Source organism: Oceanicola sp. 22II-s10i, from assembly GCF_002210105.1.
Lineage (GTDB): Bacteria > Pseudomonadota > Alphaproteobacteria > Rhodobacterales > Rhodobacteraceae > Pseudooceanicola.
Genome location: NZ_AQQU01000001.1, coordinates 452,193 through 478,356, shown reverse-complemented (window position 1 = coordinate 478,356; position 26,164 = coordinate 452,193). Strand labels below are relative to the sequence as shown.

24 protein-coding genes are annotated in these 26,164 nt (G+C 66.6%); 12 read left to right on the top strand and 12 right to left on the bottom strand.

The features are described 5' to 3' along the window. Nucleotides 1–9: 9 nt before the first annotated feature. From ATO6_RS02470 to ATO6_RS02450, 5 genes are all read right to left on the bottom strand, one after another. Nucleotides 10–1,599, bottom strand: a complete 1,590-nt coding sequence (locus tag ATO6_RS02470) for an ABC transporter ATP-binding protein (protein ID WP_088622350.1) — start codon at nt 1,597–1,599, stop codon at nt 10–12. Continuing rightward, nucleotides 1,596–2,480, bottom strand: coding sequence for an ABC transporter permease (locus ATO6_RS02465; protein ID WP_088622349.1), 885 nt, complete (start codon nt 2,478–2,480; stop codon nt 1,596–1,598). Before ATO6_RS02465 ends, ATO6_RS02470 begins: the two co-directional genes overlap by 4 nt. Continuing rightward, entirely contained in the window at nt 2,477–3,424 is a 948-nt protein-coding gene (locus ATO6_RS02460) for an ABC transporter permease (RefSeq protein WP_088622348.1), read from the bottom strand. The genes ATO6_RS02465 and ATO6_RS02460 overlap by 4 nt, the downstream gene beginning before the upstream one ends. Nucleotides 3,425–3,629: 205 nt before the next feature. Further along, a complete protein-coding gene (locus ATO6_RS02455) occupies nt 3,630–5,114 on the bottom strand; it encodes an ABC transporter substrate-binding protein (RefSeq protein WP_088622347.1) in 1,485 nt (494 codons plus the stop codon). Between the two features lie 38 nt (nt 5,115–5,152). Further along, complete coding sequence (locus ATO6_RS02450; RefSeq protein WP_088622346.1) at nt 5,153–6,451, bottom strand: acetylornithine deacetylase/succinyl-diaminopimelate desuccinylase family protein; 1,299 nt, start codon at nt 6,449–6,451, stop codon at nt 5,153–5,155. Nucleotides 6,452–6,565: 114 nt separating this feature from the next. On the opposite strand from ATO6_RS02450, the gene ATO6_RS02445 reads away from it, so the two are divergent. Together ATO6_RS02445 and ATO6_RS02440 are read left to right on the top strand one after the other, a co-directional pair. Continuing rightward, the gene (locus ATO6_RS02445) at nt 6,566–7,102 is read left to right on the top strand and encodes a PAS and helix-turn-helix domain-containing protein (RefSeq protein WP_254919049.1); all 537 of its coding nucleotides are present in this window, start codon (nt 6,566–6,568) and stop codon (nt 7,100–7,102) included. A 123-nt stretch (nt 7,103–7,225) separates the two neighbouring features. Then, on the top strand, nt 7,226–8,308 hold the full coding sequence (locus tag ATO6_RS02440; RefSeq protein WP_088622344.1) for a sensor histidine kinase: 1,083 nt from the start codon (nt 7,226–7,228) through the stop codon (nt 8,306–8,308). Nucleotides 8,309–8,315: 7 nt separating this feature from the next. On the opposite strand, the gene ATO6_RS02435 is transcribed toward ATO6_RS02440, so the two are convergent. The 6 genes from ATO6_RS02435 to ATO6_RS02410 form a co-directional block, all read right to left on the bottom strand. Beyond that, a complete protein-coding gene (locus tag ATO6_RS02435; RefSeq protein WP_088622343.1) occupies nt 8,316–9,497 on the bottom strand; it encodes a hypothetical protein in 1,182 nt (393 codons plus the stop codon). 32 nt (nt 9,498–9,529) lie between these two features. Continuing rightward, a complete protein-coding gene (locus ATO6_RS02430) occupies nt 9,530–10,291 on the bottom strand; it encodes an ABC transporter ATP-binding protein (protein ID WP_254919048.1) in 762 nt (253 codons plus the stop codon). Continuing rightward, nucleotides 10,288–11,061: an ABC transporter ATP-binding protein gene (locus ATO6_RS02425; RefSeq protein WP_088622342.1), complete on the bottom strand. Its 774-nt coding sequence runs from the start codon at nt 11,059–11,061 to the stop codon at nt 10,288–10,290. The genes ATO6_RS02430 and ATO6_RS02425 overlap by 4 nt, the downstream gene beginning before the upstream one ends. Nucleotides 11,062–11,064: 3 nt before the next feature. Beyond that, on the bottom strand, nt 11,065–12,330 hold the full coding sequence (locus ATO6_RS02420) for a branched-chain amino acid ABC transporter permease (RefSeq protein WP_088622341.1): 1,266 nt from the start codon (nt 12,328–12,330) through the stop codon (nt 11,065–11,067). Further along, a complete protein-coding gene (locus ATO6_RS02415) occupies nt 12,327–13,259 on the bottom strand; it encodes a branched-chain amino acid ABC transporter permease (protein ID WP_088622340.1) in 933 nt (310 codons plus the stop codon). The genes ATO6_RS02420 and ATO6_RS02415 overlap by 4 nt, the downstream gene beginning before the upstream one ends. A 116-nt stretch (nt 13,260–13,375) precedes the next feature. Beyond that, nucleotides 13,376–14,611, bottom strand: coding sequence for a branched-chain amino acid ABC transporter substrate-binding protein (locus ATO6_RS02410; protein ID WP_088622339.1), 1,236 nt, complete (start codon nt 14,609–14,611; stop codon nt 13,376–13,378). 143 nt (nt 14,612–14,754) lie between these two features. On the opposite strand from ATO6_RS02410, the gene ATO6_RS02405 reads away from it, so the two are divergent. The 10 genes from ATO6_RS02405 to ATO6_RS02360 all read left to right on the top strand — a co-directional run bounded on the left by ATO6_RS02405 (nt 14,755) and on the right by ATO6_RS02360 (nt 25,482). After that, entirely contained in the window at nt 14,755–15,963 is a 1,209-nt protein-coding gene (locus tag ATO6_RS02405; protein ID WP_088622338.1) for an acyl-CoA dehydrogenase family protein, read from the top strand. Between the two features lie 9 nt (nt 15,964–15,972). Then, nucleotides 15,973–17,094 (top strand): acyl-CoA dehydrogenase family protein, encoded by a 1,122-nt coding sequence (locus ATO6_RS02400; RefSeq protein ID WP_088622337.1) that lies wholly within the window; start codon nt 15,973–15,975, stop codon nt 17,092–17,094. Between the two features lie 31 nt (nt 17,095–17,125). Continuing rightward, nucleotides 17,126–17,965 (top strand): SDR family oxidoreductase, encoded by an 840-nt coding sequence (locus ATO6_RS02395; RefSeq protein ID WP_088622336.1) that lies wholly within the window; start codon nt 17,126–17,128, stop codon nt 17,963–17,965. Then, nucleotides 17,965–18,426 carry a MaoC family dehydratase gene (locus ATO6_RS02390; protein ID WP_088622335.1) on the top strand — a complete coding sequence of 154 codons (462 nt, stop codon included), beginning with the start codon at nt 17,965–17,967 and terminating at the stop codon, nt 18,424–18,426. Before ATO6_RS02395 ends, ATO6_RS02390 begins: the two co-directional genes overlap by 1 nt. Next, the gene (locus ATO6_RS02385; protein WP_088622334.1) at nt 18,423–19,352 is read left to right on the top strand and encodes an SDR family NAD(P)-dependent oxidoreductase; all 930 of its coding nucleotides are present in this window, start codon (nt 18,423–18,425) and stop codon (nt 19,350–19,352) included. The genes ATO6_RS02390 and ATO6_RS02385 overlap by 4 nt, the downstream gene beginning before the upstream one ends. Nucleotides 19,353–19,367: 15 nt before the next feature. Beyond that, nucleotides 19,368–20,570 (top strand): acetyl-CoA C-acyltransferase, encoded by a 1,203-nt coding sequence (locus ATO6_RS02380; protein ID WP_088622333.1) that lies wholly within the window; start codon nt 19,368–19,370, stop codon nt 20,568–20,570. 65 nt (nt 20,571–20,635) lie between these two features. Beyond that, entirely contained in the window at nt 20,636–21,304 is a 669-nt protein-coding gene (locus ATO6_RS02375) for a histidine phosphatase family protein (RefSeq protein ID WP_088622332.1), read from the top strand. 11 nt (nt 21,305–21,315) lie between these two features. Beyond that, on the top strand, nt 21,316–22,344 hold the full coding sequence (locus ATO6_RS02370; protein ID WP_088622331.1) for a phosphotransferase: 1,029 nt from the start codon (nt 21,316–21,318) through the stop codon (nt 22,342–22,344). Between the two features lie 13 nt (nt 22,345–22,357). Then, nucleotides 22,358–22,768: a PaaI family thioesterase gene (locus tag ATO6_RS02365; protein ID WP_088622330.1), complete on the top strand. Its 411-nt coding sequence runs from the start codon at nt 22,358–22,360 to the stop codon at nt 22,766–22,768. A gap of 371 nt (nt 22,769–23,139) precedes the next feature. Next, nucleotides 23,140–25,482 (top strand): Tex family protein, encoded by a 2,343-nt coding sequence (locus ATO6_RS02360; RefSeq protein ID WP_088622329.1) that lies wholly within the window; start codon nt 23,140–23,142, stop codon nt 25,480–25,482. 16 nt (nt 25,483–25,498) lie between these two features. Here the strand turns inward: ATO6_RS02360 and ATO6_RS02355 are convergent, their stop codons facing one another. After that, the gene (locus tag ATO6_RS02355) at nt 25,499–26,161 is read right to left on the bottom strand and encodes a methyltransferase (protein WP_088622328.1); all 663 of its coding nucleotides are present in this window, start codon (nt 26,159–26,161) and stop codon (nt 25,499–25,501) included. Nucleotides 26,162–26,164 lie beyond the last annotated feature (3 nt).

Genomic DNA, 26,164 nt, shown 5'->3' with positions numbered 1-26,164 from the left:
TTTCCTCTCTCAGGCCGCCGTCTCGGGCAGCCTGGGGGCCGCCGCGATCAGCTGTTGGGTATAGGGGTGCTGCGGATCGTCGAAGACGCGGGTCGTCGGACCCTGCTCGACGATCTCGCCGGATTTCATGACCAGCACCCGGTCGGTGATCGACCGCACGACGCTCAGGTCGTGGCTGATGAAAAGGTAGGTCAGCCCGAATTTCGCCGACAGCTCGGCCAGCAGGTCGAGGATCTGCGCCCGCACCTGCACGTCGAGCGCGCTGACGGCCTCGTCGAGGATTATGAGGTCAGGCTTGATGATCAGCGCGCGGGCGATGGCGATCCGCTGGCGCTGGCCGCCCGAGAATTCGTGGATGTACTTGTCCTTGTCCGCAGGCGTCAGTCCGACCGAGGTCAGCGCCTCGTCCACGGCCCGGTCTCTCGCCGCTCCTGTCGGTGGCGTTTCGAGCAGGTGGAAGGGTTCGGTCACCAGCCGCTCGACCCGGTGGCGGGGGTTGAAGCTGCCGTAGGGGTCCTGGAACACCACCTGCATCCGGCGGCGCACGGCGCGGTTGACCCGGTGCCCGTCGAACACCGGCTGCCCGTCGAGGCGGATGGTGCCGCCCTGCACCTCTTCCAGCCCGAGGATCGCCCGCGTGAGGGTCGATTTCCCGCAGCCGCTCTCGCCGACGAGGCCAAGGCTCTCGCCCCGTTCCAACGTGAAGGAGACGCCCTTGACCGCGTGGATCACGACCGGCGCGCCGAACAGCGTCTTGCGCGGCAGGCGGTAGTCGCGGACGACGCGGTTGACCTCCAGCAGTGGGGCATCCGTGGTGCGACAGGCGCGGTCGGGGATGTGCGAGGATGCGGCGAGCAGGGCCTTGGAGTAGGGGTGTTGGAGGTTGGAGAAGATCGCCGGGCAGGCGCCGCGCTCCACTACGCGACCGTGCTGCATGATGACGATCTCGTCCGCCATGTCCGCCACGACGGCGAGGTCGTGGGTGATCATCAGCATGCCCATCCCGTCCTCGCGCACCAGCCGTTTCAGCAGTTCGAGGATCTGCGCCTGCGTGGTGACGTCGAGCGCCGTGGTCGGCTCGTCCGCGATCAGCAGCTTGGGGCGCAGGGCGATGGCCATGGCGATCACCACGCGCTGGCGCTGGCCGCCTGACAGCTCGTGCGGGTAACGCGTCAGGGGGAAGCGGTCGGCAGGCAGTTCGACCCGGTTCAGCGCCTCGCGGGCGCGGGCCATCGCTTCGGCCTTGGTGACGTCCTCATGGATCAGGATGGTCTCGGCCACCTGGTCGCCGATGGTCCGGATCGGGTTGAGCGCGGTCATCGGTTCCTGAAAGACCATGCCGACCTCGTCGCCGCGCAGCTTGCACAGGCGCGCTTCGGGCAGGGCCAGCATGTCGTGGCCGGACAGGGTGACGCGGCCCTTGCAGGTGGTGCCGTTCGGCAGGAGCTGCATGACGGCGAAGGCGGTCATCGACTTGCCGGACCCGCTCTCGCCGATCACGCCGACGATCTGACCCGGCGCGACCGTCAGCGACACGTCGCGCAGGATCGGCGTGCCGTGGATGTCGAGGTCGAGGCTTTCGATCTCCAGCAGGGTCATTGGCGCGACCTTCTGAGCTTGGGGTCGAAGAGGTCGCGCAGACCGTCGCCCATCAGGTTCAGGCCCAGCACGGTCAGCAGGATCGCGAGACCGGGGAACAGGGCCATGTGCGGCGCGAAGGAGATCATCGTCTGGCTGTCGGCCAGCATCCGGCCCCATGACGGGATCGGCGGCTGCGCGCCGAGGCCGACATAGCTGAGCCCCGCCTCGGCGAGGATGCCGAGGCTGAACTGGATGGTGCCCTGCACGATCAGCAGGTTGGTGACGTTGGGCAGGATGTGTTCCACGCTGATCCGGGCGGCGTTCTTGCCCGAGACGCGGGCGGCCATGACGAATTCCCGCTGCCAGAGCGACAGCGCGCCCGAGCGGGTGATGCGGGCGAAGACGGGGATGTTGAAGATGCCGATCGCCGCGATGGCGTTGATGGCCGAGGGGCCGAGCGCGGCGGTGATCATGATCGCGATCAGCAGCGCGGGGAAGGCGAAGATCAGGTCGTTGGCCCGCATGATGACCTCGTCCAGCAGCGACCCCTTGCGTGCGGCGGCCCAGAGGCCGAGGGGCACGCCGAACAGCATCCCGATGCCGACCGCGACCACGGCGACGGCGATCGAGGTGCGGGCGCCGACCATGATCATCGACAGGATGTCCCTGCCGAAATGGTCTGTCCCCAAAGGGTTGCGGGCGGACGGCGACTTGATCTTGTTGGCGATGTCCAGCTGCGTGATGTCGAAGGGCGTCCAGACGAAGGAGATCAGCGCGGCGGCGACGAAGATCAGCGTCAGCGCGCCGCCGATGACGAGGTTGCGGGACCGGAAGGCGAGGTGCCAGAGCCGGACGGGCGCGGCCTGCGGCGGGATATGTGAGACGCGCGGATCGCTCATGACCGGTGCCTCAGGCGCGGGTCGACGAGGGCATAAGTGATCTCAACCGCGAAGTTCACGAGGACCACGGCAAAGACGAGGAGCATGACCACGCTTTCCACCACGATCAGGTCGCGGGAGGAGATCGACTGGAAGATCAGGCGGCCAAGGCCCGGCAGGAAGAAGACGTTCTCGATGATGATCGCCCCGGCGAGCAGGAACGAGAACTGAAGGCCGATGATGGTCAGGACCGGGATCAGCGCATTGCGGAGCGCGTGGCGGCGCAGGGCCTGCGCGCGGGTCAGGCCCTTGGCGCGGGCGGTGCGGATGAAGTCCTCGCTCAGGGTGTCGAGCAGCGACGAGCGCATGATGCGGGCGAGGATCGACGCCTGCGGCAGCGCGAGGGAAATCGCGGGCAGGGTCAGGGACTTGAGGGCGGGGTAGAGGCCCGCGTCCCAGCCGGGGAAGCCGCCGGCGGAGAACCAGCGGAGGTTGATGGCGAAGATCAGCACCATCAGCATCGCGAACCAGAAGTTCGGGATCGCGACGCCGAGCTGGGTAATGCCCATGATCGAGACGTCGGCGGCGGACCCGCGGCGCGACGCGGCGAGGATGCCGGCGGGAAAGGCGATGAGGGTCGATAGGGTCAGCGCGTAGATGGCCAGCGGCAGCGAGACCTGCATCCGGTCGGCGATCATGTCCGCGACGGGCGTGCGGTAGGTGTAGGAGATGCCGAAATCGCCGGTCAGCAGGCCGCCGATCCACGAGGAATAGCGTTCCCACATGGTGCCGTTCAGGCCGAGCTGTTCGCGCAGGGCGGCGACGGTGTCTTCCTGCGCGTTGACGCCGAGCATGTAGGCGGCGGGATCGCCGGGCAGCACCTCGATGGCGAGGAAGATCACCACGGAGGCGACAGCGAGGCTGATCGCGAGGGAAACGAGGCGTTTGAGGGTGTAGCGGAGCATCGGCGTTAACGGGCCGGGCGGGACGTCGGTGCGACGTCTGCATCGCGTCGGTCTTGCGTCGGTGTGTCGGAGCCGCTCATCCGTCCTGACGGACGCCCTCGCATCGCGCAGGCGAGGTCGGAGCGGGACGAGTGCGGGGTGAACCCCGCACCCGCGGAAGGCAGCCCGCCGGAGGTCGTCACGACGTGTTCCGGCGGGCGCTGTGTCATTCGGTCCAGTAGACCCCGGTCATGTCGGCGGCCTGCGTCGGCGCGTTTTCCCACAGACCTTCGAGCTTGGCATTCGCCACGGTCAGAAGCGGCAGCTGGAACAGGTAGGCGTTCACGTAGTCCTTCGCGATCGTCTCCTGCGCCGTCTTCAGTATCTCGGACCGCTTGGCCGGATCGCTTTCGAGGTCGAGGTCCGACATCAGCTTCTGGAAGTCCGGGTTGTCATACTGGAAGTAGTAATCCGGACGCGCGTAGATCCCGATGTCCATCGGCTCGGTGTGCGAGATGATGGTCAGGCCGTAGTCCTTGCCGCGGAACGTCGCTTCGAGCCACTGGGCCCATTCGACGTTCTCGATCTGCGGCTCGATCCCCACGGCGCGGAGCTGGGCGGCGATGATCTCGCCCCCGCGGCGGGCGTAGGACGGCGGCGGCAGGGTCATCTTGACCTGGATCGGCGTGGTAACTCCGGCCTCGGCCAGCAGGGCCTTGGACTTCTCGGGGTCGTATTCCGACAGCCCGGTCAGGTCCACGTAATCCGGGTTGTGCGGCGCGAAGTGAGTGCCGATTGGCGTGCCGTAGCCGAACTGCGCGCCGTCGATGATTTCCTGACGATTGATCGCGTGGGCCACAGCCTCGCGCACCTTCACGTTGTCGAAGGGCGGCAGCTTGTTGTTCATCGCGAGGATGGTCTCGCCCTCGGTCGAACCGACGAGCACCTTGAAGCGCGGGTCGGCGTCGAACTGCGGCAGGTTCTCGGGGGCCGGGAAGGCGCCGAAGGCCTGCACGTCCTCGGCCATCATCGCGGCGAAGGCGGCGGTCGGGTCCGAGATGAACTTGAAGGTCACCTTTTCAAGCTTGGCGGGCGTGCCCCAGTAGTCGGGGTTCTTGACGACGTCGATGTGATCGCCCTGCACCCAGTCCTCGAACTTGAAGGCGCCGGTGCCAATGGGATTCGTCTTGATGTTCTCGATCGACTCGGGCGCGACGATCACCGCGTCGCCCCAGGCCATGTTGAACAGGAAGCCGCCGTTCGGGTTCTTGAGCGTGACCTTGACGGTGAGGGGGTCCACCACCTCGACGTTGTCGATCCCGGCAAACAGCGCCTTCTGCGCGTTGGCGCTGTCCTCGGCGCGGGCGCGGTCGAGGCTGAACTTGACGTCGGTCGCCTCGAAATCGGTGCCGTCGTGATACTTTACGCCCTCGGCGAGCTTGAAGGTATAGGTCAGGCCGTCGTCCGAGATCTCCCACGAGCGGGCGAGGCCCGGCACGACGGAGCCATCGGAGGCGAAGCGGGTCAGGCCTTCGAAGATGTTGGAATAGACCACCGCGTCGATGGCCCCGGCGGCGGCCGAGGTCGGATCGAGGTGCGGCGGTTCAAGCTGCTGGCCGAGGGTCAGGTCGGTGCGCGGCGCGGCCAGCGCGCCGGTCGCGGCGAATGCCAGAACCGAAGCGAGGCCGGTCAGGCGGGCGGTGAGTGTCATGGTGGGCTACTCCCTGGTTGCGCGCCGCTCCGGGCGCTTTATGCGGCCGGTCCGAGAAGGCGTAACAGGCTGAGCGCCATGACCTTCGCGGAATCGACCATGTCGTCCACCCCGACATATTCGTCGGGTTTGTGGGCGAGGTCCAGAATGCCCGGTCCATAGGCGATACAGTTCTTCAGCTTGCCGATCCTGTCGATGTGCTTCTGGTCGTAAGTACCGGGCGACACGACGTATGACGGCTCTTTCCCCAAGGTCAAGCGGATCGCCTCGGTTACGGTCTCCACCACAGGGGCGTCACGCTCGGTCATCGTGGGGATGACGCGGTGCATTTCGCGGATCGAGTAGTCGAATTTTGGGCGGCCGGATTTCACCTTTTCCAGCACCGCCGTGATCTCGGCCTGAACCTCGTCGATGTCCTCTTCGATCAGAAAGCGGCGGTCGATGATCATGCGGCAGCTGTCGGGCACGACGGGCGAGGGCAGGCCGGTGCCGGGTTTCAGGATCTCGGACTGGCCGCCGTGGATCGAGTTGATGTTGAGCGTCGACTGCTTCGCGCCCTCGGGGACGACGGGCATGTCGGTGCGCTTGGCGGCGAGGGCCGGGAAGAGGCTCTCCTCCATCTCCTCCAGAACCGCGCCCATGTGGCGGACGGCGCAGTCGCCGAGGAACGGCATGGAGCCATGCGCGATCTCGCCGAAGGTTTCGATCTCGGCCCACCAGACGCCGCGATGGCCCAGGCAGATGCGGTCCTTGTTCAGCGGCTCGGGGATGATGACGTGCTGAACGCGGGTTGGGGCGAAAAGGCCCAGTTCGGCAAGGTAGGCGACCCCGCCGAAGCCGCCGGATTCCTCGTCGGCGGTGCCCGAGATCTCGATCGCGCCGGCATAGTCGGGAACGGTTTCGATGAACGCCTCGGCGGCGATGATCGAGGCGGCCAGCCCGCCCTTCATGTCGCAGGCGCCGCGGCCGTAGAGCTTGCCGTCGACGACCTCGCCGCCGAAGGGATCCTTGGTCCAGCCCCGGCCCACGTCGACCACGTCGATGTGGGAATTGAAGTGGACGCATTCGCCGGGATGGGCGCCCTCGCGCCGGGCGATGACGTTCCAGCGGGGATACTGGTCGCTGTCGCCGGGCGAGCCTTCGGCGCGGATCAACTGGGTGTCGAAGCCCCGCGCGGCGAGGCGGGCGTCGATGAGGTCGCAGATCTCGCGGTAGTTTTCGCCCGGCGGGTTCAGTGTCGGAATGCGGATCAGGTCCTGGGTCAGCGCGATCAGGTCGTCGCGCTTGGCGTCGATGGCGGCATTGAGGCGGTCGGCGAGCGTGCTTTGCAGGTCCATATCCCTGTCCTTTGGTCTGGACCAGCGTGGCGCGACGCGATTACGGTGTCGATACCGTAGTTTCACGGGGTGCCAGCGGTGGAAGAGTGGAGCCAGACGGACGGAGCGCTTGCCGTGGCGTTCGATCATGCGCCGGTCGGGATCGTGCTGACCGAACGCCGGGTGATCGGGGCGTGCAACCTGACCTTCGCCGAGCTGTTCGGCTGGGAGCGGGACGCGCTGATCGGGCAGTCGTTCCGGCTGCTCTATGAAACCGAACAGGAGTTCGAGGCCATCCGCGACATCGGCCTGGCCCCGCTGCGCGACAGCGGCAGCTACACGGACGAGCGGCTGATCCGGCGCCGGGACGGCGCGCGGCGGTGGTGCCGGTTCCGGGCGCGGACGCTGACGCCCGCGCAGCCGCTGGACCGGCTGGTGATGACATTCGCGCCGTTGCCGCGTCCGGCGGCGCCTGCCGTGGCGCTGACGCCAAGGGAACGCGACGTCATCTCTGGCCTGTCGCGCGGAGAGACGAGTAAGGAGATCGCGCGCAAGCTGGGTCTATCGCCAAGGAGCGTGGAGGACGTGCGGGCGCGGCTGCTGCGAAAGTTTGACGTGCGGAACGCGGCGGAGCTTCTGGCGAGGTTGACAGGGCCCGCTGTTTCCGGATGATCGTGCGCGGCCTGACATTTTCTTCGGAACGGTCGGGAACTTTTCTTGTCGCTGCGCGTTTCTAGCGCTAGGCCCCCGTTTTTTTCAGGGACGGGATTAGGGGACCGGGGATCACGGGCAGAGATGAAGGCAGACAGACACGTTGCGCAGGAAGCACGGCTGGCGGCGTTGCGGGACTTCGACATTCTGGACACACCGTCCGAGCAGGCGTTCGATGACATCGTGCGTCTCGCCTCGCAGATTTGCGGTATGCCGATGTCGGTCATCAGCCTCGTCGATGCGCACCGCCAGTGGTTCAAGGCCGAGATCGGGCTGGGGACACGGGAAACCTCGCTCGAGGAGTCGATCTGTTCGCACGCGATCCTGACAGACGGATATCTGGAGATCGAAGACACAACCCTCGACATCCGCACCCGTGACAATCCGCTGGTTCTGGCCGATCCGCATCTGCGCTTCTATGCGGGTGCGGTCCTGCGGACGAAGGAAGGGCTGCCGATCGGATCGCTCTGCGTGCTCGACAGCAAGCCACGCCGCCTGACCGAATTCCAGCAGGAAGCCCTGCGGGTCCTTGCGGGCCAGGTGATGACCCAGCTCGACCTGCGCCGCGCCCTGCACGAGGCGGATCTGTTGCGGCGCGAGGTGGATCACCGGGTCAAGAACTCGCTCCAGTCCATTTCCTCCCTCACCCGGCTTCAGGCCCGCCGCGCCAAATCACACGAAACGCGCGAGGCGCTGGACATCGTGCAGCGCCGGATCGACACGGTGGCCGCGCTGCACGAGGCGCTGCACAAGGTGGAGGCCGAAGGCGGCGTGGGTCTTGTGCCCTTCGTGGAAAAGGTGGCCGGCCTGATCCGTGGCAGCGCGCCGGAAACGGTGCGGATCGCGACCCGGCTGGACGATGCGGTCCTGACGGCCGATCAGGCCGCGTCGATCGGCGTGATCCTGAATGAATTCGCGTCAAACACCTTCAAGCACGCCTTCCCGGACGGCCGCCAAGGCACGCTGACCTTCGAAAGCCACGTGGGCGAGGACGAGGTGGTCCTGACCTGCCGCGACGACGGCGTGGGCATGTCGGGCGAGCGGCGCCCGGGCTCTCTAGGGCTGCTGGTCATCGACGCGTCCGCCCAGCAGATGCAGGCGACGCAGACCCTGACATCGGATGACGGCGGCACCACGCTGACACTGACATTCTCCCTCGGCGAATAGCCGGGGTTCAGACCAGCCAGATCGTTTCCTCCAGCAGGGTGCGCAGCGCGCCGCCAAGCTCCGCGCCCGTCGTATGGGCCGGACTGATCAGCAGCGCGAGGACCACGAGGCGCAGCGTCATCGCCCGTCCGATCGGAGCGCTCGGTCGCTGGATGCCCGCGGCAAGGCTGGTCATCAGGATCACCGTGACCGAAAAGACGTGGAACGCGATCCACCGGCCCCAGTCCAGCGCGACCGGATAGAGCGGCAGGAAGGGCACCGCCGCGGCCAGCGCCAGAACGAACAGCGTTTTGCGGCGCGGCAGAGTGTGGATCACATGTCCCGCCGCCAGCAAGGACAGTGCATAGGCGATGGCAGAGCCGGCGAGGCGCACGGGATTGAGGTTTTCCATCACCGCCGCCGCGCCCGCCGCAGCGCCGCGTTCGGTCCAGCGGACCGCGGCATTGCACATGTGCTCGGACGTGCCACGTTCGAGCAGCGCCGCGCACACCGTCATGTGGTCGTCCACGGTCGGATGCCCGAGGGCATAGCCGAGGGCCAGGGCCGATGCGACGGCCAGCGCGACCGACAGGACCGTGAGGAACAGGCGCCCGAGGCCGATATGAAGGCCCATCCCGGCAAGGACCAGCCATGTCGGCAGGAAGAGGATCAGCGCTTCGTGCGACCAGACGGCCAGTGCCATGAGCGCGGTGCCGGCCGCGAACGCGACGCGCGATCCTGCCGCCACCCCGGTTCCGGCCAGCGCCAGCGCGAGGAAGGCGATCAGTTCCTTGCGCAGTCCGCCGGTCGGATCGGCGACCCAGAACACCGCGAACATCGCGGGCGACAGGGTCAGGATCAGGGCGGCCCGGCGGTCGGGCATCCTGTTGCCGAGCCTCCAGACCACCGCATAAAGGCCCACGGTCAGCACTGCCTGAAGGCTGGCGACGACGATCAGCGGCGACGTCCCGAGCAGGTCGGCCAGCCCGATCATCGCGGATCCGAAGGGGCCGCGCCGGATCGGGCCCTCAAGGTCGTTGATCAGCCAGTCGCCCTGTTTCCACCCGTGCCCGCCGCGAGAGACATCCCAGGCCAGCAGGCCGAGAACGAACAGCAGGCTTATCACAAGGAAAGCGCCCCGGAACAGGTCTGGCCACCTGTCCCGGAGCGCTGTGTCTTGACCGTCGGTCAGGCTGATCGTGTCCGTCATGTCTCTCGGTCGCAGGTCGCGGGTTGCGCGCCTTATACCTCGAGCCATTCCTTGCGGACATCCTCGCGCGTCTTGAACTCCTCGGGTGTGCCCGAATAGACGATCTCGCCATGGCCCATGACATAGACCCGGTCCGCGATCTTGAGCGCGATCGACAGCTTCTGTTCGACCAACAGGATCGACACGCCGGACTTGGCGATCTCGGCGATCATCTCGCCGACCTGCTGCACGATCTTGGGCGCGAGGCCCTCGGTCGGTTCGTCGATGATGATCAGTTCCGGATCGCCCATCAGGGTCCGGCACATGGTCAGCATCTGCTTTTCACCGCCCGAAAGGACGCCCGCCATGTTGTCCGCCCGCGAACGCAGGTTTGGGAACATGTCGAGCATCTGGTCGACCGTGTACTTGCCCGGATTGCGCAGGTCCTTGATGCCCAGCATCAGGTTCTGCCTGACCGTCATGGTCGGAAAGATGTCCCGGCTTTCCGGCACGTAGCCAAGGCCGAGGCGGGCGATCTTGTGGTTCGGCATGCCGCCGATCTCCTGCCCCTTGAACCGGACGGAGCCGACCGGGGGCACCTCGCCCATGATCGCCTTGGCGGTGGTGGAACGGCCCACCCCGTTGCGGCCCAGCAGGGCGATGACCTCGCCCGGCATGATCTGCATGTTGACCCCGTGCAGGACGTGGGACTTGCCGTAATAGGCGTGCAGATCGGTGACGGCCAGCATCGGCTCGCCCGCCGGGGGCGGGGTGACGTCCGGCTTGTGGGCCGTGTCGACGTGGAAATCGGTCATGCGGATGCTCCTTCGATCTCGTCGGCTTCCTCGCCCAGATAGGCCTCGCGCACCTTGGGATCGCCCCGTATCTCCTCCGGTTTGCCGGTCGCGATGATCTCGCCGTAAACCAGCACCGAGATGCGGTCGGCGAGGCCGAAGACGACGCCCATGTCGTGCTCCACGATCAGCAGCGTCTTGCCCTTGGTCGCCTTCTCGATCAGCGCCACGGCGCGGTCGGTTTCCGAATGCGACATGCCGGCGGTCGGTTCGTCCAGCATGATGACCTCGGCCCCGCCCGCGATGGTGATCGCGATTTCCAGCGTGCGCTGGTCGGCATAGGGCAGAAGCGCGGCGGGCAGGTTGGCTTTGTCCAAGAGGCCGACCTCGTTCAGGATGTGCGCGGTCTTTTCCTGCACCTCCTTCAGGTTGCCGACATTGCGCAGGAACGAATAGCCGTAGCCCAGCGACCAGAGCACGCCGCAGCGGACGTTTTCCCGGACCGACATGTTCGAGAAGATGTTCGAGACCTGGAACGACCGTGACAGGCCCATCCGGTTGATCTCGAACGGCTTCTTGCCTGAAATGACGGCGCCGTTCAGTTCCACCTGCCCCTCGGACAGGGTGTAGAGCCCCGACACGAGGTTGAAGAGCGTCGACTTGCCGGCGCCGTTAGGGCCGATGATCGCGTGGCGTTCGCCCTTGGCGATCTCGAGGTTGACGCCCTGGATGATCTTGGCGGGGCCAAAGCTCTTGTGGACGTTGGTGAGTTTGAGCGCGGGTGTTGTCATGGCTCAGACCTCCTCGGATTTGCGGGCGACGCGGCGCAGCAGCGCCACGCCGAGGGCCAGCGGCACGATGGCCAGCAGCCATGTGATCACACCGTCATGCGGCAGTTCCATGCCCCATGGCTCGAACACCTCGCCGTAGCCTTCGGACCAGCGGAAGGCGACTTCGACGATGACGATGATCGACACGATCATCAGCGCCACGCCGACGGCCTGCTGCGCCCACTTCGCCATCAGATGGCTCCGGTTCGGCGACCGTATGCCGTTCCAGAAGCCGAAGACGAGGCCCGCGATCCCGTCCGGGACGAACATCACCACGGTGATGAACATCAGGCCGAGGTAGAGCAGCCAGCCGACGGTGTAGTCCGACAGGTTCGAGCTCATCCAGGTCATCAGGATCGCCCCCATGATCGGCCCGCTGAAATAGCGGATGCCACCCACGTAGGCCGCGATCAGGATCGCGCCCGAGGGGATCAGCGACATGGATTCCGGGGTGAAGATCTCGTCCTGCACCGCCGCCATGCCGCCCGCCATGCCCGCGAAGGCCGCCGAGAAGATGAAGACGAGGTAGCGGACGCGGGTCGGGTCATAGCCGATGAACTGGACTCGTTCCGGGTTGTCGCGCGTCGCTTCGGACAGTTTGCCCAGCGGGGTGCGCGTGAACATGAACATCGCGACGACGCCGACGAAGGTCCAGAAGGCGACGAACCAGTAGACTTCGTCGAGCGGCCCGAGGCTCATGCCCAGGAACTCCGGCCCTGACATGCGGTCGCCCGAGATGCCCATCTCGCCCCCGAAGAGCGAGTCGAACATGAAGGCGGCGGCCGCCATCAGTTCCGCCACGCCCAGCGAGATCATGGCAAAGGCCGTGCCCGCGCGGCGGCACGACGGCCAGCCGATGACCGCACCGGCCAGCGCGCCCATGGCGAAGCCCCAGATCGGCAGCGAGAACACGGGCAGGTTGCCCCAGAACCCGCCATCCGCCGCGTCGATCCAGTTCAGGATATGGACGCAGAAGTAGCCGGCGAGGCCGAGGTAGACCGCGTGGCCGAAGGACAGCAGCCCCGCACGGCCGAGCAGCATGTTGTAGGCCAGCGCGAAGACGATGTTGATCCCGATGTGGTTCAGCAGGGTCATCGTCGTCCGCGACGGCCCGAAGAACGGGATGATCGCGAGGACGAGCCCGAACAACACGAAGGGCAGGACCCGCTGGCGGAACTTCTCCGCCGAGGTCGGCCCGAGGGCCGTGGATTGCATGGTCATGTCGGTCATACTTCACGGTCCCCCATCAGGCCGGTGGGCTTCACGATCAGGATCAGCACCAGCAGCAGGAACGGCAGCATCGGCGCGAGCGAGGAGATCGTGATCGAGCCGACTTCGGAGGTGGCTGAGAGGCCGAGGAAACCGAAGATGTCCGCGAAGCTCGCATTGACCGAAACGGCCGAGGTCTGCAGCAGGCCGATCAGCATCGCCGCGATGAAGGCCCCTTCGAGCGAGCCGAGGCCGCCGACGACGACCACCACGAAGACGATCGGTCCCATCTGGACCGCCATAGCGGGGTCGGTGATGAAGTAGTTGCCGCCGATCACCCCGGCGAGGCCCGCCAGCGCGCAGCCCGCGCCGAAAACGCCCATGAACACCAGCGGCACGTTATGGCCGAGGTGGCCGACCATGTGGGGATGGCTCAGCGCCGCCTGGATGATCAGGCCGACGCGGGTCTTCTTGAGCAGATACCACAGCGACACGAGCATGAAGATCGCGACGAACAGGATGAAGATCCGGTAGGCCGGGTAGTCAGAGCCGTAGATCGTGAACAGCGTGAAGTTCAGCGAGTCCGGCACCTGGTAGTTCACCGAGACGCGGCCCCAGATGATCTTGACGATCTCGTCGATCAGGTAGGCCAGCCCGAAGGTGAACAGCAGTTCCGCGACGTGGCCATTCGCGTGGACCTTGCGCAGGCCCCATTTCTCGACACCCATGCCGATGACGCCGGCAAGGATCGGCGCGAGGAACAGCGCGAGCCAGAAATTGGTGACGCCCATGATGGTATAGGCGAAATACGCACCGAGCATGTAGAAGCTCGCATGTGCGAAGTTGAGAACGCCCATCATCGAGAAGATGAGCGTCAGCCCGCTGGACAGCATGAAGAGCAATAGCCCGTAGATCGTGCCGTTCAGCAGGGAGAATACGATCGTTTCCATGATCTTCCCCGTCGGCCCCGAAGGCCGTCTGCAAATCCCCTATGCCCCGAGCAATCGGGGCGCCACGCCCGGTCTGAACGTGACGCCCCTGTCAGAGCCCTGTCAGGACGCCGGACTTACTCCGGGCGTTCCATCTTGCAGGTGGTCGGCTCTTCGGCCGATGCGGCCTCGATGGTGCCGTTGTCCACCAGCTTCCAGCCGAGTTCGATGTTGTCGACGCCGTATTTGACGTCGTTCGACACGGTGGAGATGTAGAGGTTCTGCTGTGCCTGATGGTCTTCGGCACGCATGGTCACGGGACCGTATGCGCCTTCGACGGTCAGGCCTTCCAGAGCCTTGGCGACGGGGATCACGTCGGTCGACCCGGCCTTTTCAGCCGCTGCCGCCAGCATGTCCACGGCCACGAAGGCACGGTGGTAGTAGTAGTCGTAATCGGGGAAGCGTTCCTTGTATTCCTCGATCAGCTTGTTCTGCTCTTCGCCGGCGTCGATGTTGGTGATGCCTTCGGACACCTGGTAGAGGGTGTCGATCGAGCCTTCGCCGAGCGCGGCAACCGCGCCGAGCGAGCCGCCGTAGAAGGTCAGGAACGGGATCTTGAGGCCGGAGTCGGCCGCCGCCTTGACCAGCAGGGTCATGTCCTGACCCCAGTTGCCGGTGATGACCGCATCCGCGCCAGAGGACTGGATCTTCTGGATGTAGGGGGTGAAGTCCTTCACCTTGCCCAGCGGGTGCAGTTCGTTGCCGACGATTTCGACGTTCGGGGTCTTCTCCGCCAGCTGCGAGGACGCGGCCGCGGCCACGGCTTCGCCGAAGATATAGTCCTGACCGATCAGGTATACCTTCTTGATGTCATCGCGGGTCCCGATCCAGTCGGTGATCGCGTTCATCTTCATGTCGGCATGCGCGTCGAAGCGGAAGTGCCAGAACGAGCAGGCTTCGTTGGTGAAGGCGGGCGTGACGGCCGCGTAGTTCAGGAACAGCACCTCGTCACCGGGGTTCCGGGCGTTGTGCTTGTTCACCGCGTCGATGATCGCGGCGGCCACGGACGAGCCGTTGCCCTGGAAGATGTATTTCGCGCCGGAGTCGATGGCCTTCTGAAGCTGGACCAGCGATTCCTTGGGGCTGACCTTGTTGTCGTAGCCCGTGAGTTCGACCTGCTCCCCGTTCAGGCCGCCATTTGCGTTCAGATGCTCGAACGCCAGCTTGTAGGATGTGAAGGCTGCATCGCCCGACGGACCGAACGGTCCGGACAGCGGGTCGATGAATGCAACCTTGACGTCGGCCGCTGCGGCGGATGCCATAGCGACAACGGAAACGGATGCCGCGAGAACGGCACGCTTGAAGTTTTTCATTTATTTCCTCCCGTATCGGAAAACCCAGAACCTGAGCAGGCTTTCCTTGCCGGGGATGAAAAGACCTGCTAGCCCCGATGTCAAGTAAACTAGCAAAATTATATTCTGCACTGCAGAAGTGACGTTGGCTGGGGAGGAGCTGCATGTCGCGTTTCAACGAGAATCCGGACATCTTCCGTACCGAAGTTTCTAACTTCATTTCCGAAAACTGTCCTGCATTTCTTCGTGAAATGCCCGCCGACCAGCGCGAGATCTGCTGGGGTGGAAAGCGGTTCGAGTTTTCCTCGGACGCACAGCGCGACTGGATGAATGCCGCCGCATCTGTCGGCCTGACCGCGCCCCGATGGCCCGAGGCCTATGGCGGCGCCGGGCTGTCGCGCGAGCAGGAGAAGATCTTCCGCGAGGAGATGGCGAAGGCCAAGGCGCCCTCGCCTCTCGAGTCGTTCGGGCTGTGGATGCTCGGGCCGGCGCTGCTGGCCTTCGGGACCGAGGATCAGAAGAAACACTTCCTGCCGCAGATCACCCGCGGCGAAATCCGCTGGTGCCAGGGCTACTCCGAGCCGGGCGCGGGGTCGGATCTGGCCGGCGTGCAGACCAAGGCCGAGGACAAGGGCGACCACTGGCTGGTGAACGGCTCCAAGATCTGGACCTCCTACGCCAACCACGCCGACTGGATTTTCGCGCTGGTCCGCACCGACCGCGAGGCGCCCAAGCACAAGGGCATCAGTTTCATGCTGATCGACATGACCTCCGAAGGCGTGTCGACCAAGCCGATCAAGCTGATCTCGGGCCGGTCGCCGTTCTGCGAGACCTTCTTTGAAAATGTGAAGGTCCCCAAGAGCTATGGCGAGGGCCTGTCGTCGGTCGTGGGCGAGGTGAACCGTGGCTGGGACGTGGCCAAGCACCTGCTGACCCACGAACGCACGATGATCGGCGGTGGCGGCGGCTCCGGCAGCATCGGCGGCGTGCTGGGCGGTCGGTCGCTGGGGCAGTTCCTCGGTTCGCTGGACGAGGCCGTGATGGACGATCCGGTCATCCGCACCGAGGCGATGGAGCTGGAGGTCGACAGCCTTGCCATGGGCATGACGATCGAACGCTACCGCGACATGGCCAAGGCGGGCGGCGTCGGCAATGCCAGCGCCATGCTGAAGTATTACGGGACCGAGCTGAACAAGCGGCGGTACGAAATGCTGATGTCGGCCACCGGCGCGTTCGGCGCGGAATGGGACGGGCCCTACGGCACGCTGTCGCCGGAATGGCTGCGCACCAAGGCCAACTCGATCGAGGGCGGCACGAGCGAGGTGATGCTGGACATCATTTCGAAACGTGTTCTCGAACTGCCGAGTAAGTGAGGGCCTGACATGACGACGCTGATGCTGACCGAAGACGAAACCATGCTGCGCGACAGCGCGCGGGGGTTTCTGGACGACGCCGCGCCGGTGAAGAACCTGCGCGAGAACCGCGATGCGGGCCGGCCCTTCGACACCGGGCTGTGGAAGGAAATGGCCCAGATGGGCTGGGCCGGGGTGCTGGTCTCGGAAGAGGCGGGCGGGTCCGACATGGGCCACCGCGCGGCGGGGATCCTTGCCGGTGAAATGGGCCAGACGCTGGTCGCCTCGCCCTTCATCTCGTCCGCCGTGATCGCGGCGACGGCGCTGCGGAACGCGGCCTCGGACCGGCTGTCGGGGATCGCCGACGGCTCCACCCTCTATGCGCTGGCCATCGACGAGGGGGCCAAGTTCGGTCCCGCCCGGACTGCCATGACCGCCTCGCGCAGCGGCAACGCCTTCAAGCTGTCGGGCCGCAAGGTCTTCGTGGCCGACGGATCGTCCGCCGACCGTGTTCTTGTGCTGGCACGCACGGGCGGCAGCGCGGGCGAGGCCGAGGGGCTGACGCTGTTCGACCTCGACGCCGGCCGCGCCGGGATCAGCCGCGACCGCAAGGACATGGTGGACAGCCGCGACTTCGCACAGATCGACTTTGACGGCGTGGACGCCACCGGCGACGACGTCGTGGGCGAGGTCGACGGCGGCATGGCTGCCGTGGCGCGCGCGCTGAATGCGGGGCAGGCGGCCCTGTCTGCGGAATTGACCGGCCTCAGCGCCGGGGCCTTCGCGATGACCGCCGGATACCTCAAGGAACGCAAGCAGTTCGGCGTCATCATCGGCACGTTCCAGGCGCTCCAGCATCGCGCGGCACATATGTGGAGCGAGATCGAAGTGACTGCCTCTGCCATCGCCAATGCCGGTAGGGTCCTCGACGAGACGCCCGACGAGTCGGACCTCGCCGTGTCGGTCGCCAAGGCCCGCGCCACCAAGACCGCGAAGCTGGCGGTCAGCGAGGGTGTGCAGATGCACGGCGGGATCGGCATGACCGACGAGTTCGACATGGGCTTCTTCATGAAACGCGCCCGCGTGGGCGCCGAATGGCTGGGCGACTACGGGTATCATGCCGCGCGGGTCGCCCGCGCACGCGGGTTCTGAGGAGGACCCGCACGGGAGGAGAATCCGAGGAATGACCCCTGACAAACTGTTCGACCTGACCGGCAAGAAGGCCCTGATCACCGGCGCAGCGACCGGCATCGGCTACATGGCCGCCGAGGGCCTGATGGGCGCGGGCTGCGACGTGATGATCGCCTCGCGCAAGGCCAAGAGCTGCGAAGGCGCGGCGGAACAGCTGAACAAGCTGGGCCTGCGCGGCAAGGCCGAGGGCTTTGCCGGTGACGTCGGCAGCATGGAAGGCGTCGAGGCGCTGGTCGAAGAGGTCAAGAAGCGCACCGACAAGCTGCACATCCTGATGAACAACGCCGGCAAGACCTGGGGCGCGCCGCTGGAGGAATTCCCGTGGGAGGGCTGGAGCCGGGTGATGGACGTGAACGTCACCGGCATGTTCCACCTGACCCAGAAGCTGCTGCCGCTGCTGCGCGCGGCGGGCACGGCCGAGGATCCGGCGCGGGTCATCAACACCGGGTCGATCGGCGGCTGGCAGCCGCGCGGCGGGCAGGCGTTCAGCTACTCCGTCTCCAAGGCGGCGGTGCATTTCATGACCGAGTCGCTGGCGGGCCGTCTGGCGCCCGAGCACATCACGGTCAACGCCATCGCGCCGGGGCCGTTCATGTCCAAGATGATGGCCTTCGCCATCGGGACCGAGGAACAGAAGCAGCGCGCGGGCAAGAACCTGCCGCTTGGCCGGGTCGGCACGCCGGAGGACATCCAGGGCGCGGTGCTTTACTTTGCCTCGCGCGCGGGCGCCTATGTGACCGGGCACACGATCCCGATCGCGGGCGGCGCGAACGCGGGCATCCCCGTGCCCTACGATCAAGTCAAGGCAACAACCGTGGTGGACGACGACTGATGAACAGAGAAGACCTGAAGGGCATGATCGGCAAGGAGGTCGGGACCTCCAGGTGGTTCCTGATCGACCAGAGCCGGATCGACCAATTCGCGGATGTCACCGAGGACTGGCAGTTCATCCACGTCGATCCGGAAAAGGCCAAGGCCACGCCCTTCGGGACCACCATCGCGCACGGCTTCCTGACTTTGTCGATGCTGAGCGCGATGGTCTACGACGGCGGCCCCAAGGTGGACGGCGTCGTGATGGGCGTGAACTACGGTTTCGACAAGGTGCGCTTCGTGTCTCCGGTGAAGGAAGGCGCCAAGGTGCGCGCCGTGTTCACGATCCTCGCGGTCGAGGACAAGGGCCCGAACGAAATCCAGACGACCATGGGCGTCACCGTCGAGATCGAGGGCGCGACGAAGCCCGCGCTGGTCGCCGAATGGCTGGGCCGCCGCTATTTCGCGGAGGCCGCGCAATGACGATCAGGTTCGACGGACGTGTCGCCATCGTGACCGGGGCCGGGATCGGCCTCGGACGGTCCCATGCGCTCGGGCTGGCCGAGCGGGGCGCCAAGGTCGTGGTCAACGATCTGGGCGTCTCGACGGACGGCACCGGCCAGTCCAGCGAGGCCGCCCTGTCGGTCGTGCGCGAGATCGAGGAGATGGGCGGCGAGGCGATGGCGCATGGCGCGAACGTCACCGATCCGGCGCAGGTGCAGGACATGGTCGATCAGGCCATCGCCAAGTGGGGCAAGGTCGACATCCTCGTCTGCAACGCGGGCATCCTGCGCGACAAGACCTTCATCAAGATGGAGCTGGACGATTTCCGCAAGGTGCTGGACGTCCACCTGATGGGCTCCGTCGTGCCGACCAAGGCCCTGTGGGAGCATTTCCGCCAGAACGAATACGGGCGGATCGTCTACACCACCTCGGCCTCGGGCCTGTACGGCAACTTCGGCCAGTCGAACTACGGTGCCGCCAAGGCGGCGCTGGTCGGCTTGATGAACGTGCTGGTTCAGGAAGGCCAGAAGTACAACATCAAGGCCAACATCCTCGCCCCCACGGCGGCGACCCGGATGACCGAGGGCCTGCTGCCCGACCAGATCATGGACCTGCTCGGCCCCCAGACGATCACCCCCGGCCTGCTGACGCTGCTGCACGAGGACGCGCCGACGCGGATGATCCTCGGCGCGGGCGGCGGCTGCTTTGCCGAGACGCGGATCTACGAGACGCAGGGCGTGGCCTTCGGCGATGACGAACTCGACCCCGACAGCATCGCCGCCCGGATGGACGACATCCGCAGCGAAGCCGGACAGGAGGTCATGCCGGGCGCCTTCGCCCAGACCCGGAAATACGCGCGGATGGCCGCCGAAAAGCGCGGCATCAAGCTGGAAAGCAAGGAATAGGAGAGGAGACCCACAATGCGTGACGCAGTTATCGTTTCAACGGCACGGACCCCGATCGGCAAGGCCTTTCGCGGTGCGTTCAACAACACACAGGCGCAGGAACTGATCGGCCATGCCGTGAAGAACGCCGTCGCCCGCGCCGGCCTGGAAGGCGGCGAGGTCGAGGATTGCATCATCGGCGCGGCGCTCCAGCAGGGCTCCACCGGCGGCAACATCGGCCGTCAGGCGGCAATGCGGGCCGGTCTGCCGACCTCGGTGTCCGGCATGTCGATGGACCGCCAGTGCGCGTCCGGCATGATGGCCATCGCCACGGCGGCCAAGCAGGTTCTGTACGACGGCATGGACATCGCCGTCGGCGGCGGGGTGGAGTCGATCAGCCTCGTCCAGAACCAGAACATGCGCACCGACCGCCGCACCGACCCGTGGCTGGTGGAGCATCTGCCGTCGCTCTACATGTCGATGCTGGAAACCGCCGAGATCGTGGCGGACCGCTATGGCGTGTCCCGTGACGAGCAGGACGAGTATTCCGCGCAGTCGCAGGCCCGCACCGCCGCCGCGCAGCAGGCCGGCAAGTTCGACGACGAGATCGTGCCGTTCGAAAGCACCATGGCCGTGGTCGACAAGGAGACCAAGGAAGTCTCGATGAAGAAGGTCACGCTGGAAAAGGACGAGGGCAACCGCCCCGGCACCAGCGCCGAGGATCTGGCCAAGCTGCAGCCGGTCTTCAAGGACGGGCAGGTCGTGAAGGAAGGCAAGTTCATCACCGCCGGCAACGCATCCCAGCTGTCGGACGGCGCATCCGCCGCCGTCGTGATGGAAGCCAAGGAAGCCGAGAAGCGCGGCCTGCAGCCGCTCGGCCGCTACGTCGGCATGATGGCCTCGGGCCTCGACCCGGACGAGATGGGCATCGGCCCGATCTACGCCGTGCCGAAGCTGCTGTCCAAGCACGGGCTCAAGGTCGACGACATCGACCTGTGGGAACTGAACGAGGCCTTCGCCTGCCAGGTTCTGCAGTCGGCCAAGGTCATCGGCATCCCGATGGACAAGCTGAACGTGAACGGCGGCGCGATCTCGATCGGCCACCCCTACGGCATGTCCGGGGCCCGGATGGTCGGCCACGCGCTGATCGAGGGCAAGCGCCGTGGCGCGAAATACGTCGTCTGCACCATGTGCGTCGGCGGCGGCATGGGTGCTGCGGGCCTGTTCGAGGTCCTGTGATCCCCGGTTGAACGACTGCCCCCGCCGCGCCACCCCGCGCGGCGGGGTCTTGATGAAGGAAGACCATGGCGACCCTCTATATCGTCCGTCACGGACAGGCGTCCTTCGGCGCCGACGACTACGACGTCCTCTCTCCCACCGGACACAAGCAGGCCGAGGCCGTCGGCCGCGCGCTGGCTTCGCAGGGCGTGACGCCCGACGCGTGGATCATGGGCGACATGCGCCGCCACCGCGAGACGATGGCCGGCATCATGCAGGGCATGGGCGTCGAAGGCGTCACCCCCGAGGTCCATGCGGGCCTCAACGAATACGATTTCGGTGCGCTCAACGCCGCCAAGCTGAAGGCGGCAGGGCTGGTCCCCAAGACGCCGATCGACCGCCGCACCTATTTCCGCACCCTGCGCGACGTCGTGCAGGAATGGCACCGGGACGAGATCCCCGATCCCTACGAAACCTACGGCGCGTTCCGCGACCGGGTCGAGGATGCGCGCCGCCTGTGCATGCGCGAGGGTGTGCAGACGGTGCTGGCCGTGTCCTCCGGCGGGGCCATCGGCCAGATGATCGCCCGCCTTCTGGACGCGCCGCCGCTCACGCAGGTGAAATTGCAGCTTCAGATGAAGAACTGCGCGGTGAACCGGATAGTCTATTCGGCGAACAACTCGTACCTGCACGGGTTCAACGAAACCCCCCATATCGACGCTTCGAACGAAGCCGAGATGCTGACCTATTCCTGAGGGAGGAGAGGATGGCCAATTCAGATCCCACCAAGCTGGATACCGCGGCGGTCGAGGCCTACATGGCCAGGACCATTCCCGGCTTCCAGGGCCCGCTCACCGCGCAGAAGTTCGACAACGGCCAGTCGAACCCGACCTTCAAGCTGACCAGCCCCTCGGGCCAGTACGTCCTGCGCCGCAAGCCGCCGGGGCAGCTGCTGAAATCGGCCCACGCGGTCGACCGCGAATTCCGGGTGCAGTCGGCGCTCTGGGACACCGAGGTGCCGGTCGCCAAGATGTACACCCTCTGCGAGGACGACGATGTCCTCGGCTCGATGTTCTACATCATGGAGGCGGTCGAGGGCCGTAACATCCAGGCCCCCGACATGCCCGACGTCCCGCGCGAGCAGCGCAGGCTGATCAACGAGGAGATGGCGCGGGTTCTGGCCTGCATCCACGCGGTCGATGTCGACGCCGTCGGCCTGTCCGATTACGGCCCGGCGGGGAACTATTACGAACGCCAGATCGGCCGCTGGACCAAGCAGTACCGCGCCTCCGAGACCGACCATCAGCCCGCGATGGAAGAGCTGATGACATGGCTCGCCGCCAACATCCCGGCCGAGGACGGCCTGCGCACGCTGGCGCATGGCGACTACCGGATCGACAACATGCTGTTCCACAAGACCGACCCGCGCTGCGTCGCGGTGCTGGACTGGGAGCTGTCGACCACCGGCCATCCCTATGCCGACGTGGCCGCCGTGGTCATGCAGTGGGGCATGCCGCCGACCAGCCGGGGCCTTGCGGGCGTGAACCGCAAGGAAACCAACGTGATGGAAGATGAGGAATTCATCGCCACCTACTGCAAATACGCCGGTATTCCCGAGATTCCGCAGTTCGGCTTCTACCTCGCCTTCACCTGCTTCCGCATGGCGGGCATCCTGCAGGGCATCAAGAAGCGGCTGATCGACGGCACCGCCTCGAACCCGCAACGCGCCAAGACGGCCGCCGAAGGCGTGCCGCGCTTTGCCGAGGCGGGTCTGGCGGCGGCCAAGACGGTCTGACGGAAGGACGACAATGAAGGACATCGAGCTCGACCCGCGCTTGGTCGAGGACCCCTACCCATTTCAGCGCCACCTGGGATTCTACATGGTGGACTGGCGCGAGGACTATGCCCGCATGGAACTGCCGATGGCCGAGTTCCTGACCAACCGCTACGGCATCCTGCATGGCGGCGTCTACGCCCTGATGTGCGACAGCGTGATGGGCTACTGCGGCTGCTACACCGGCGATCCGGAGACGCGGAAGTTCGGGATGACCCTGTCGCTGACCACCAACTTCATCGGCCGGCTCGAGGGCAAGACCCTGATCGCCGAGGGCTGGAAGGTCGGCGGGGGCCGCCGCAACTACTTCTGCGAGGCGAAGGTGACCGACGAACTGGGCACCCTCGGCGCCACCGCCTCGGGCAGCTTCCGCTACCGCAGCTAGCGCCGGTCCACCTGCTTCATCTGGCCGGATAAACTCCGGGGGGCGAGGGGGCAGAGCCCCCCTCTGCGCTCTCCGTCCGGCGCGACGATGTTTTGGCTGAGCGCCCGCTGCAGCCACACCCATACAATCCGAGAGGTCCGCGCTGAGGGCAGCGACCGACCCGAGGGTGGCGCAATAGCGCCGCCCTGGGGGGCGGGGCGGCGCTGCCCGGCGTGAACACCGGGCGGGACATCTGATCAGCGTTCCTACGCACCATCACGGAAACCGGACAATCCACCCGGCAGGCCGTCGCCACCCCGGCGCTTCCACCCTTTTCCGACCGTCGCCCGCCGTCTATGAAGGTCCTCCGAACACCGAACAGAGGGCCTCACATGGACCGCGCCAGCCGCATCAACCAGACCATCGGGACCGAGATCGGGGCCGCCGCCACGCAGGTCGCCGCCGCCGTCCGGCTGCTGGACGAAGGCGCCACGGTCCCCTTCGTGGCGCGTTACCGCAAGGAGGTCACCGGCGGGCTGGACGACACCCAGCTTCGCACCCTCGCCGACCGGCTGGGCTACCTGCGCGAACTGGACGACCGGCGCGACGCGATCCTCAAGTCGATCACCGAGCAGGACAAGCTGACCGATGACCTCGCGCGCGCCATCGCGGGCGCGGGGACCAAGGCCGAGCTCGAGGACATCTACCTGCCCTACAAGCCGAAACGCCGCACCAAGGCGATGATCGCGCGGGAAAACGGGCTGGAGCCGCTGCGCGACGCGATCTTTACCGACCGAAACGCCGACCCCGAGGCGCTGGCGGCAAGCTTCGTGACCGAGGCGGTGCCGACGGTCAAGGACGCCCTGAACGGCGCGCGCGACATCATCACCGAGGAACTGGCCGAGAACGCCGGTCTGCTGGGCGACCTGCGCGGCTTTCTCCAGCGCGAGGCGATCATCACCGCCAAGCTGGTGCCGGGGCAGGAGGAGAAGGGCGCGAAATTCTCCGACTACTTCGACCATTCCGAGAAATGGGCCACCGCCCCCTCGCACCGGGCGCTGGCCATGATGCGGGCGTGGAAAGAAGGCGTCATCCACCTGGACATCGGCCCCGATGCCGAAACCGGCCAGCCGCGCTGCGAGGACATGGTCGCCGCGCGCCTGTCGATCCGGGGCGAGGGGCCGGGCGACCGCTGGCTGCGCGGGGTGGCGGGCTGGACCTGGCGGGTCAAGCTCGCCTCGTCGATGATGCTGGACCTGATGGGCGACCTGCGCGCCCGCGCGCAGGAGGAAGCCATCGCGGTCTTCGCCCGCAACCTCAAGGACCTGCTGCTGGCCGCCCCCGCCGGGTCGCGCCCGACGCTGGGCCTCGATCCCGGCATCCGCACCGGCGTGAAGGCCGCCGTGGTCGATGCGACGGGCAAGCTGGTGGCGACGGAAACGCTCTATCCGTTCCAGCCCAAGAACGACCTGCGGGGCGCGCAGGCGGCGATCATGTCGCTGATCGCGAAACACGGGATCGAGCTGATCGCCATCGGCAACGGCACCGCCTCGCGCGAGACGGAAAAACTGGTGGCCGACACGCTGGCGCTGCTGCCGTCGGGCGTCCAGAAGCCCACCAAGGTCATCGTCAGCGAGGCGGGGGCCTCGGTCTATTCCGCTTCGGAACTGGCGGCCAAGGAGTTTCCCGGCCTCGACGTCAGCCTGCGCGGCGCGGTCTCCATCGCGCGGCGGCTGCAGGACCCGCTGGCGGAGCTGGTCAAGATCGAACCGAAGAGCATCGGTGTCGGCCAGTACCAGCACGACGTGGACCAGACGCGGCTGGCGAAATCGCTGGAGGCCGTGGTCGAGGATGCGGTGAACGCGGTCGGCGTCGACCTCAACACCGCCTCGGCCCCGCTGCTGGCGCATGTCTCGGGCCTCGGGCCCGGTCTGGCCGAGGCGATCGTGGTGCACCGGGACGAAAACGGCGCCTTCGCCTCGCGAAAGGACCTGCTCAAGGTCGCCCGCCTCGGGCCGCGCGCGTTCGAGCAATGTGCGGGCTTCCTGCGCATCCGGGACGGGTCGGAGCCGCTGGACGCTTCCTCGGTCCACCCCGAGGCCTACGACCTCGCCCGCCGCATCGTCGCCGCCTGCGGGCGCGACCTGCGGGCGATCCAGTCGGAGCCGAAGGTGCTCAAGGGCCTGAACGCCGACCAGTTCGCCGACGAGCGCTTTGGCCTGCCGACCGTGCGGGACATCCTGGCGGAGCTTGAGAAACCGGGCCGTGACCCGCGCCCGACCTTCAAGACGGCGACCTTTGCCGAGGGCGTGGACGACATCAAGGATCTCAAGCCCGGCATGCGGCTTGAGGGGACGGTGACCAACGTCGCGGCCTTCGGTGCCTTCGTGGACATCGGCGTGCATCAAGACGGTCTGGTGCATGTCAGCCAGCTGTCGGATCGGTTCGTGAAGGACCCGCACGAGGTGGTGAAGGCCGGCGATGTCGTGCAGGTGCGCGTGACCGAGGTGGACGTCGCCCGCAAGCGGATCGGCCTGTCGATGAAGAAGGACGGCGGCGCGTCGGCCAAGGAAGACCGGAACGCCCGCGACAATCATCGCGACAAGCCGGCACGGGGCGGCGGCGGGCCGCGCCATCAGGGCAAGCCCAAGACCTCGGCCGGTCCGAAGGGTGGCAGGACCGATCAGCCGGGCGCGTTCGGCGCGGCGCTGCTGGATGCGATGAAGAAGAAATGACGGGCAGGGCGGCGCCTCAGCCCGCGCCGCCCCATTCCATGACGCGGACGGTCCACGGCGGCTGCGAGGGCGCGTCGCCGACATCCCGTACCTCGTATCGGGCCAGTTCGGTCAAGCCGGTTTTCGGAAGGCAGTGCCGCCCGATGTCCCCGACCAGCACCGGCACCCCACGCGACAGGTAAGCGTTCAGGACCGCCGTCGCGACCTCGGCGACCTCGGGGTCGTAGAACACGTCACCCGCCAGCACGATGTCCGCCTCGGGCAGCGCCTCGGGCGCGACCGTGGCGAGCGTGTCGACCGTCACGCCGTTCGCCACGGCATTCGCGACGCAGGCCGCCTGCGCCATCGGGTCGGGATCGACGCAGATCGCTGCCCGCGCGCCCTGCCTGCGGGCCACGAACGCCAGCAGGCCGGACCCGGCGCCAAGGTCCAGCACCACGCGATCGCGCACCGCCTCGGGATGTTCGGAGACATAACGGATCAGCCCCGCGCCGCCGGGCCAGAGCCAGGCCCAGAACGGGGCGAGGTCCTCTGCCGTGGTGCCCAGTTTCTCCGCGAGGCGCGACACCCGCGCTTCGGGACGCGCGGCGTGATGGACCAGCCCCTCGACCCCCGGCACGGGGGCCAGCGGCAGGTGCGCGCGGATCAGCGCGATCCGCTCTTCCGTCTTCGCGTCCAAGGG

What these genes read in the sequence shown, in the direction of transcription:
- ATO6_RS02360 (WP_088622329.1), top strand. Translation starts at nt 23,140, where the DNA reads ATGGACCGCGCCAGCCGCATCAACCAGACCATCGGGACCGAGATCGGG.
- ATO6_RS02470 (WP_088622350.1), bottom strand. Translation starts at nt 1,599, where the DNA reads ATGACCCTGCTGGAGATCGAAAGCCTCGACCTCGACATCCACGGCACG.
- ATO6_RS02365 (WP_088622330.1), top strand. Translation starts at nt 22,358, where the DNA reads ATGAAGGACATCGAGCTCGACCCGCGCTTGGTCGAGGACCCCTACCCA.
- ATO6_RS02380 (WP_088622333.1), top strand. Translation starts at nt 19,368, where the DNA reads ATGCGTGACGCAGTTATCGTTTCAACGGCACGGACCCCGATCGGCAAG.
- ATO6_RS02440 (WP_088622344.1), top strand. Translation starts at nt 7,226, where the DNA reads ATGAAGGCAGACAGACACGTTGCGCAGGAAGCACGGCTGGCGGCGTTG.
- ATO6_RS02415 (WP_088622340.1), bottom strand. Translation starts at nt 13,259, where the DNA reads ATGGAAACGATCGTATTCTCCCTGCTGAACGGCACGATCTACGGGCTA.
- ATO6_RS02405 (WP_088622338.1), top strand. Translation starts at nt 14,755, where the DNA reads ATGTCGCGTTTCAACGAGAATCCGGACATCTTCCGTACCGAAGTTTCT.
- ATO6_RS02395 (WP_088622336.1), top strand. Translation starts at nt 17,126, where the DNA reads ATGACCCCTGACAAACTGTTCGACCTGACCGGCAAGAAGGCCCTGATC.
- ATO6_RS02465 (WP_088622349.1), bottom strand. Translation starts at nt 2,480, where the DNA reads ATGAGCGATCCGCGCGTCTCACATATCCCGCCGCAGGCCGCGCCCGTC.
- ATO6_RS02455 (WP_088622347.1), bottom strand. Translation starts at nt 5,114, where the DNA reads ATGACACTCACCGCCCGCCTGACCGGCCTCGCTTCGGTTCTGGCATTC.
- ATO6_RS02425 (WP_088622342.1), bottom strand. Translation starts at nt 11,061, where the DNA reads ATGACAACACCCGCGCTCAAACTCACCAACGTCCACAAGAGCTTTGGC.
- ATO6_RS02460 (WP_088622348.1), bottom strand. Translation starts at nt 3,424, where the DNA reads ATGCTCCGCTACACCCTCAAACGCCTCGTTTCCCTCGCGATCAGCCTC.
- ATO6_RS02435 (WP_088622343.1), bottom strand. Translation starts at nt 9,497, where the DNA reads ATGACGGACACGATCAGCCTGACCGACGGTCAAGACACAGCGCTCCGG.
- ATO6_RS02430 (WP_254919048.1), bottom strand. Translation starts at nt 10,291, where the DNA reads ATGACCGATTTCCACGTCGACACGGCCCACAAGCCGGACGTCACCCCG.
- ATO6_RS02390 (WP_088622335.1), top strand. Translation starts at nt 17,965, where the DNA reads ATGAACAGAGAAGACCTGAAGGGCATGATCGGCAAGGAGGTCGGGACC.
- ATO6_RS02410 (WP_088622339.1), bottom strand. Translation starts at nt 14,611, where the DNA reads ATGAAAAACTTCAAGCGTGCCGTTCTCGCGGCATCCGTTTCCGTTGTC.
- ATO6_RS02375 (WP_088622332.1), top strand. Translation starts at nt 20,636, where the DNA reads ATGGCGACCCTCTATATCGTCCGTCACGGACAGGCGTCCTTCGGCGCC.
- ATO6_RS02450 (WP_088622346.1), bottom strand. Translation starts at nt 6,451, where the DNA reads ATGGACCTGCAAAGCACGCTCGCCGACCGCCTCAATGCCGCCATCGAC.
- ATO6_RS02400 (WP_088622337.1), top strand. Translation starts at nt 15,973, where the DNA reads ATGACGACGCTGATGCTGACCGAAGACGAAACCATGCTGCGCGACAGC.
- ATO6_RS02420 (WP_088622341.1), bottom strand. Translation starts at nt 12,330, where the DNA reads ATGACCGACATGACCATGCAATCCACGGCCCTCGGGCCGACCTCGGCG.
- ATO6_RS02370 (WP_088622331.1), top strand. Translation starts at nt 21,316, where the DNA reads ATGGCCAATTCAGATCCCACCAAGCTGGATACCGCGGCGGTCGAGGCC.
- ATO6_RS02385 (WP_088622334.1), top strand. Translation starts at nt 18,423, where the DNA reads ATGACGATCAGGTTCGACGGACGTGTCGCCATCGTGACCGGGGCCGGG.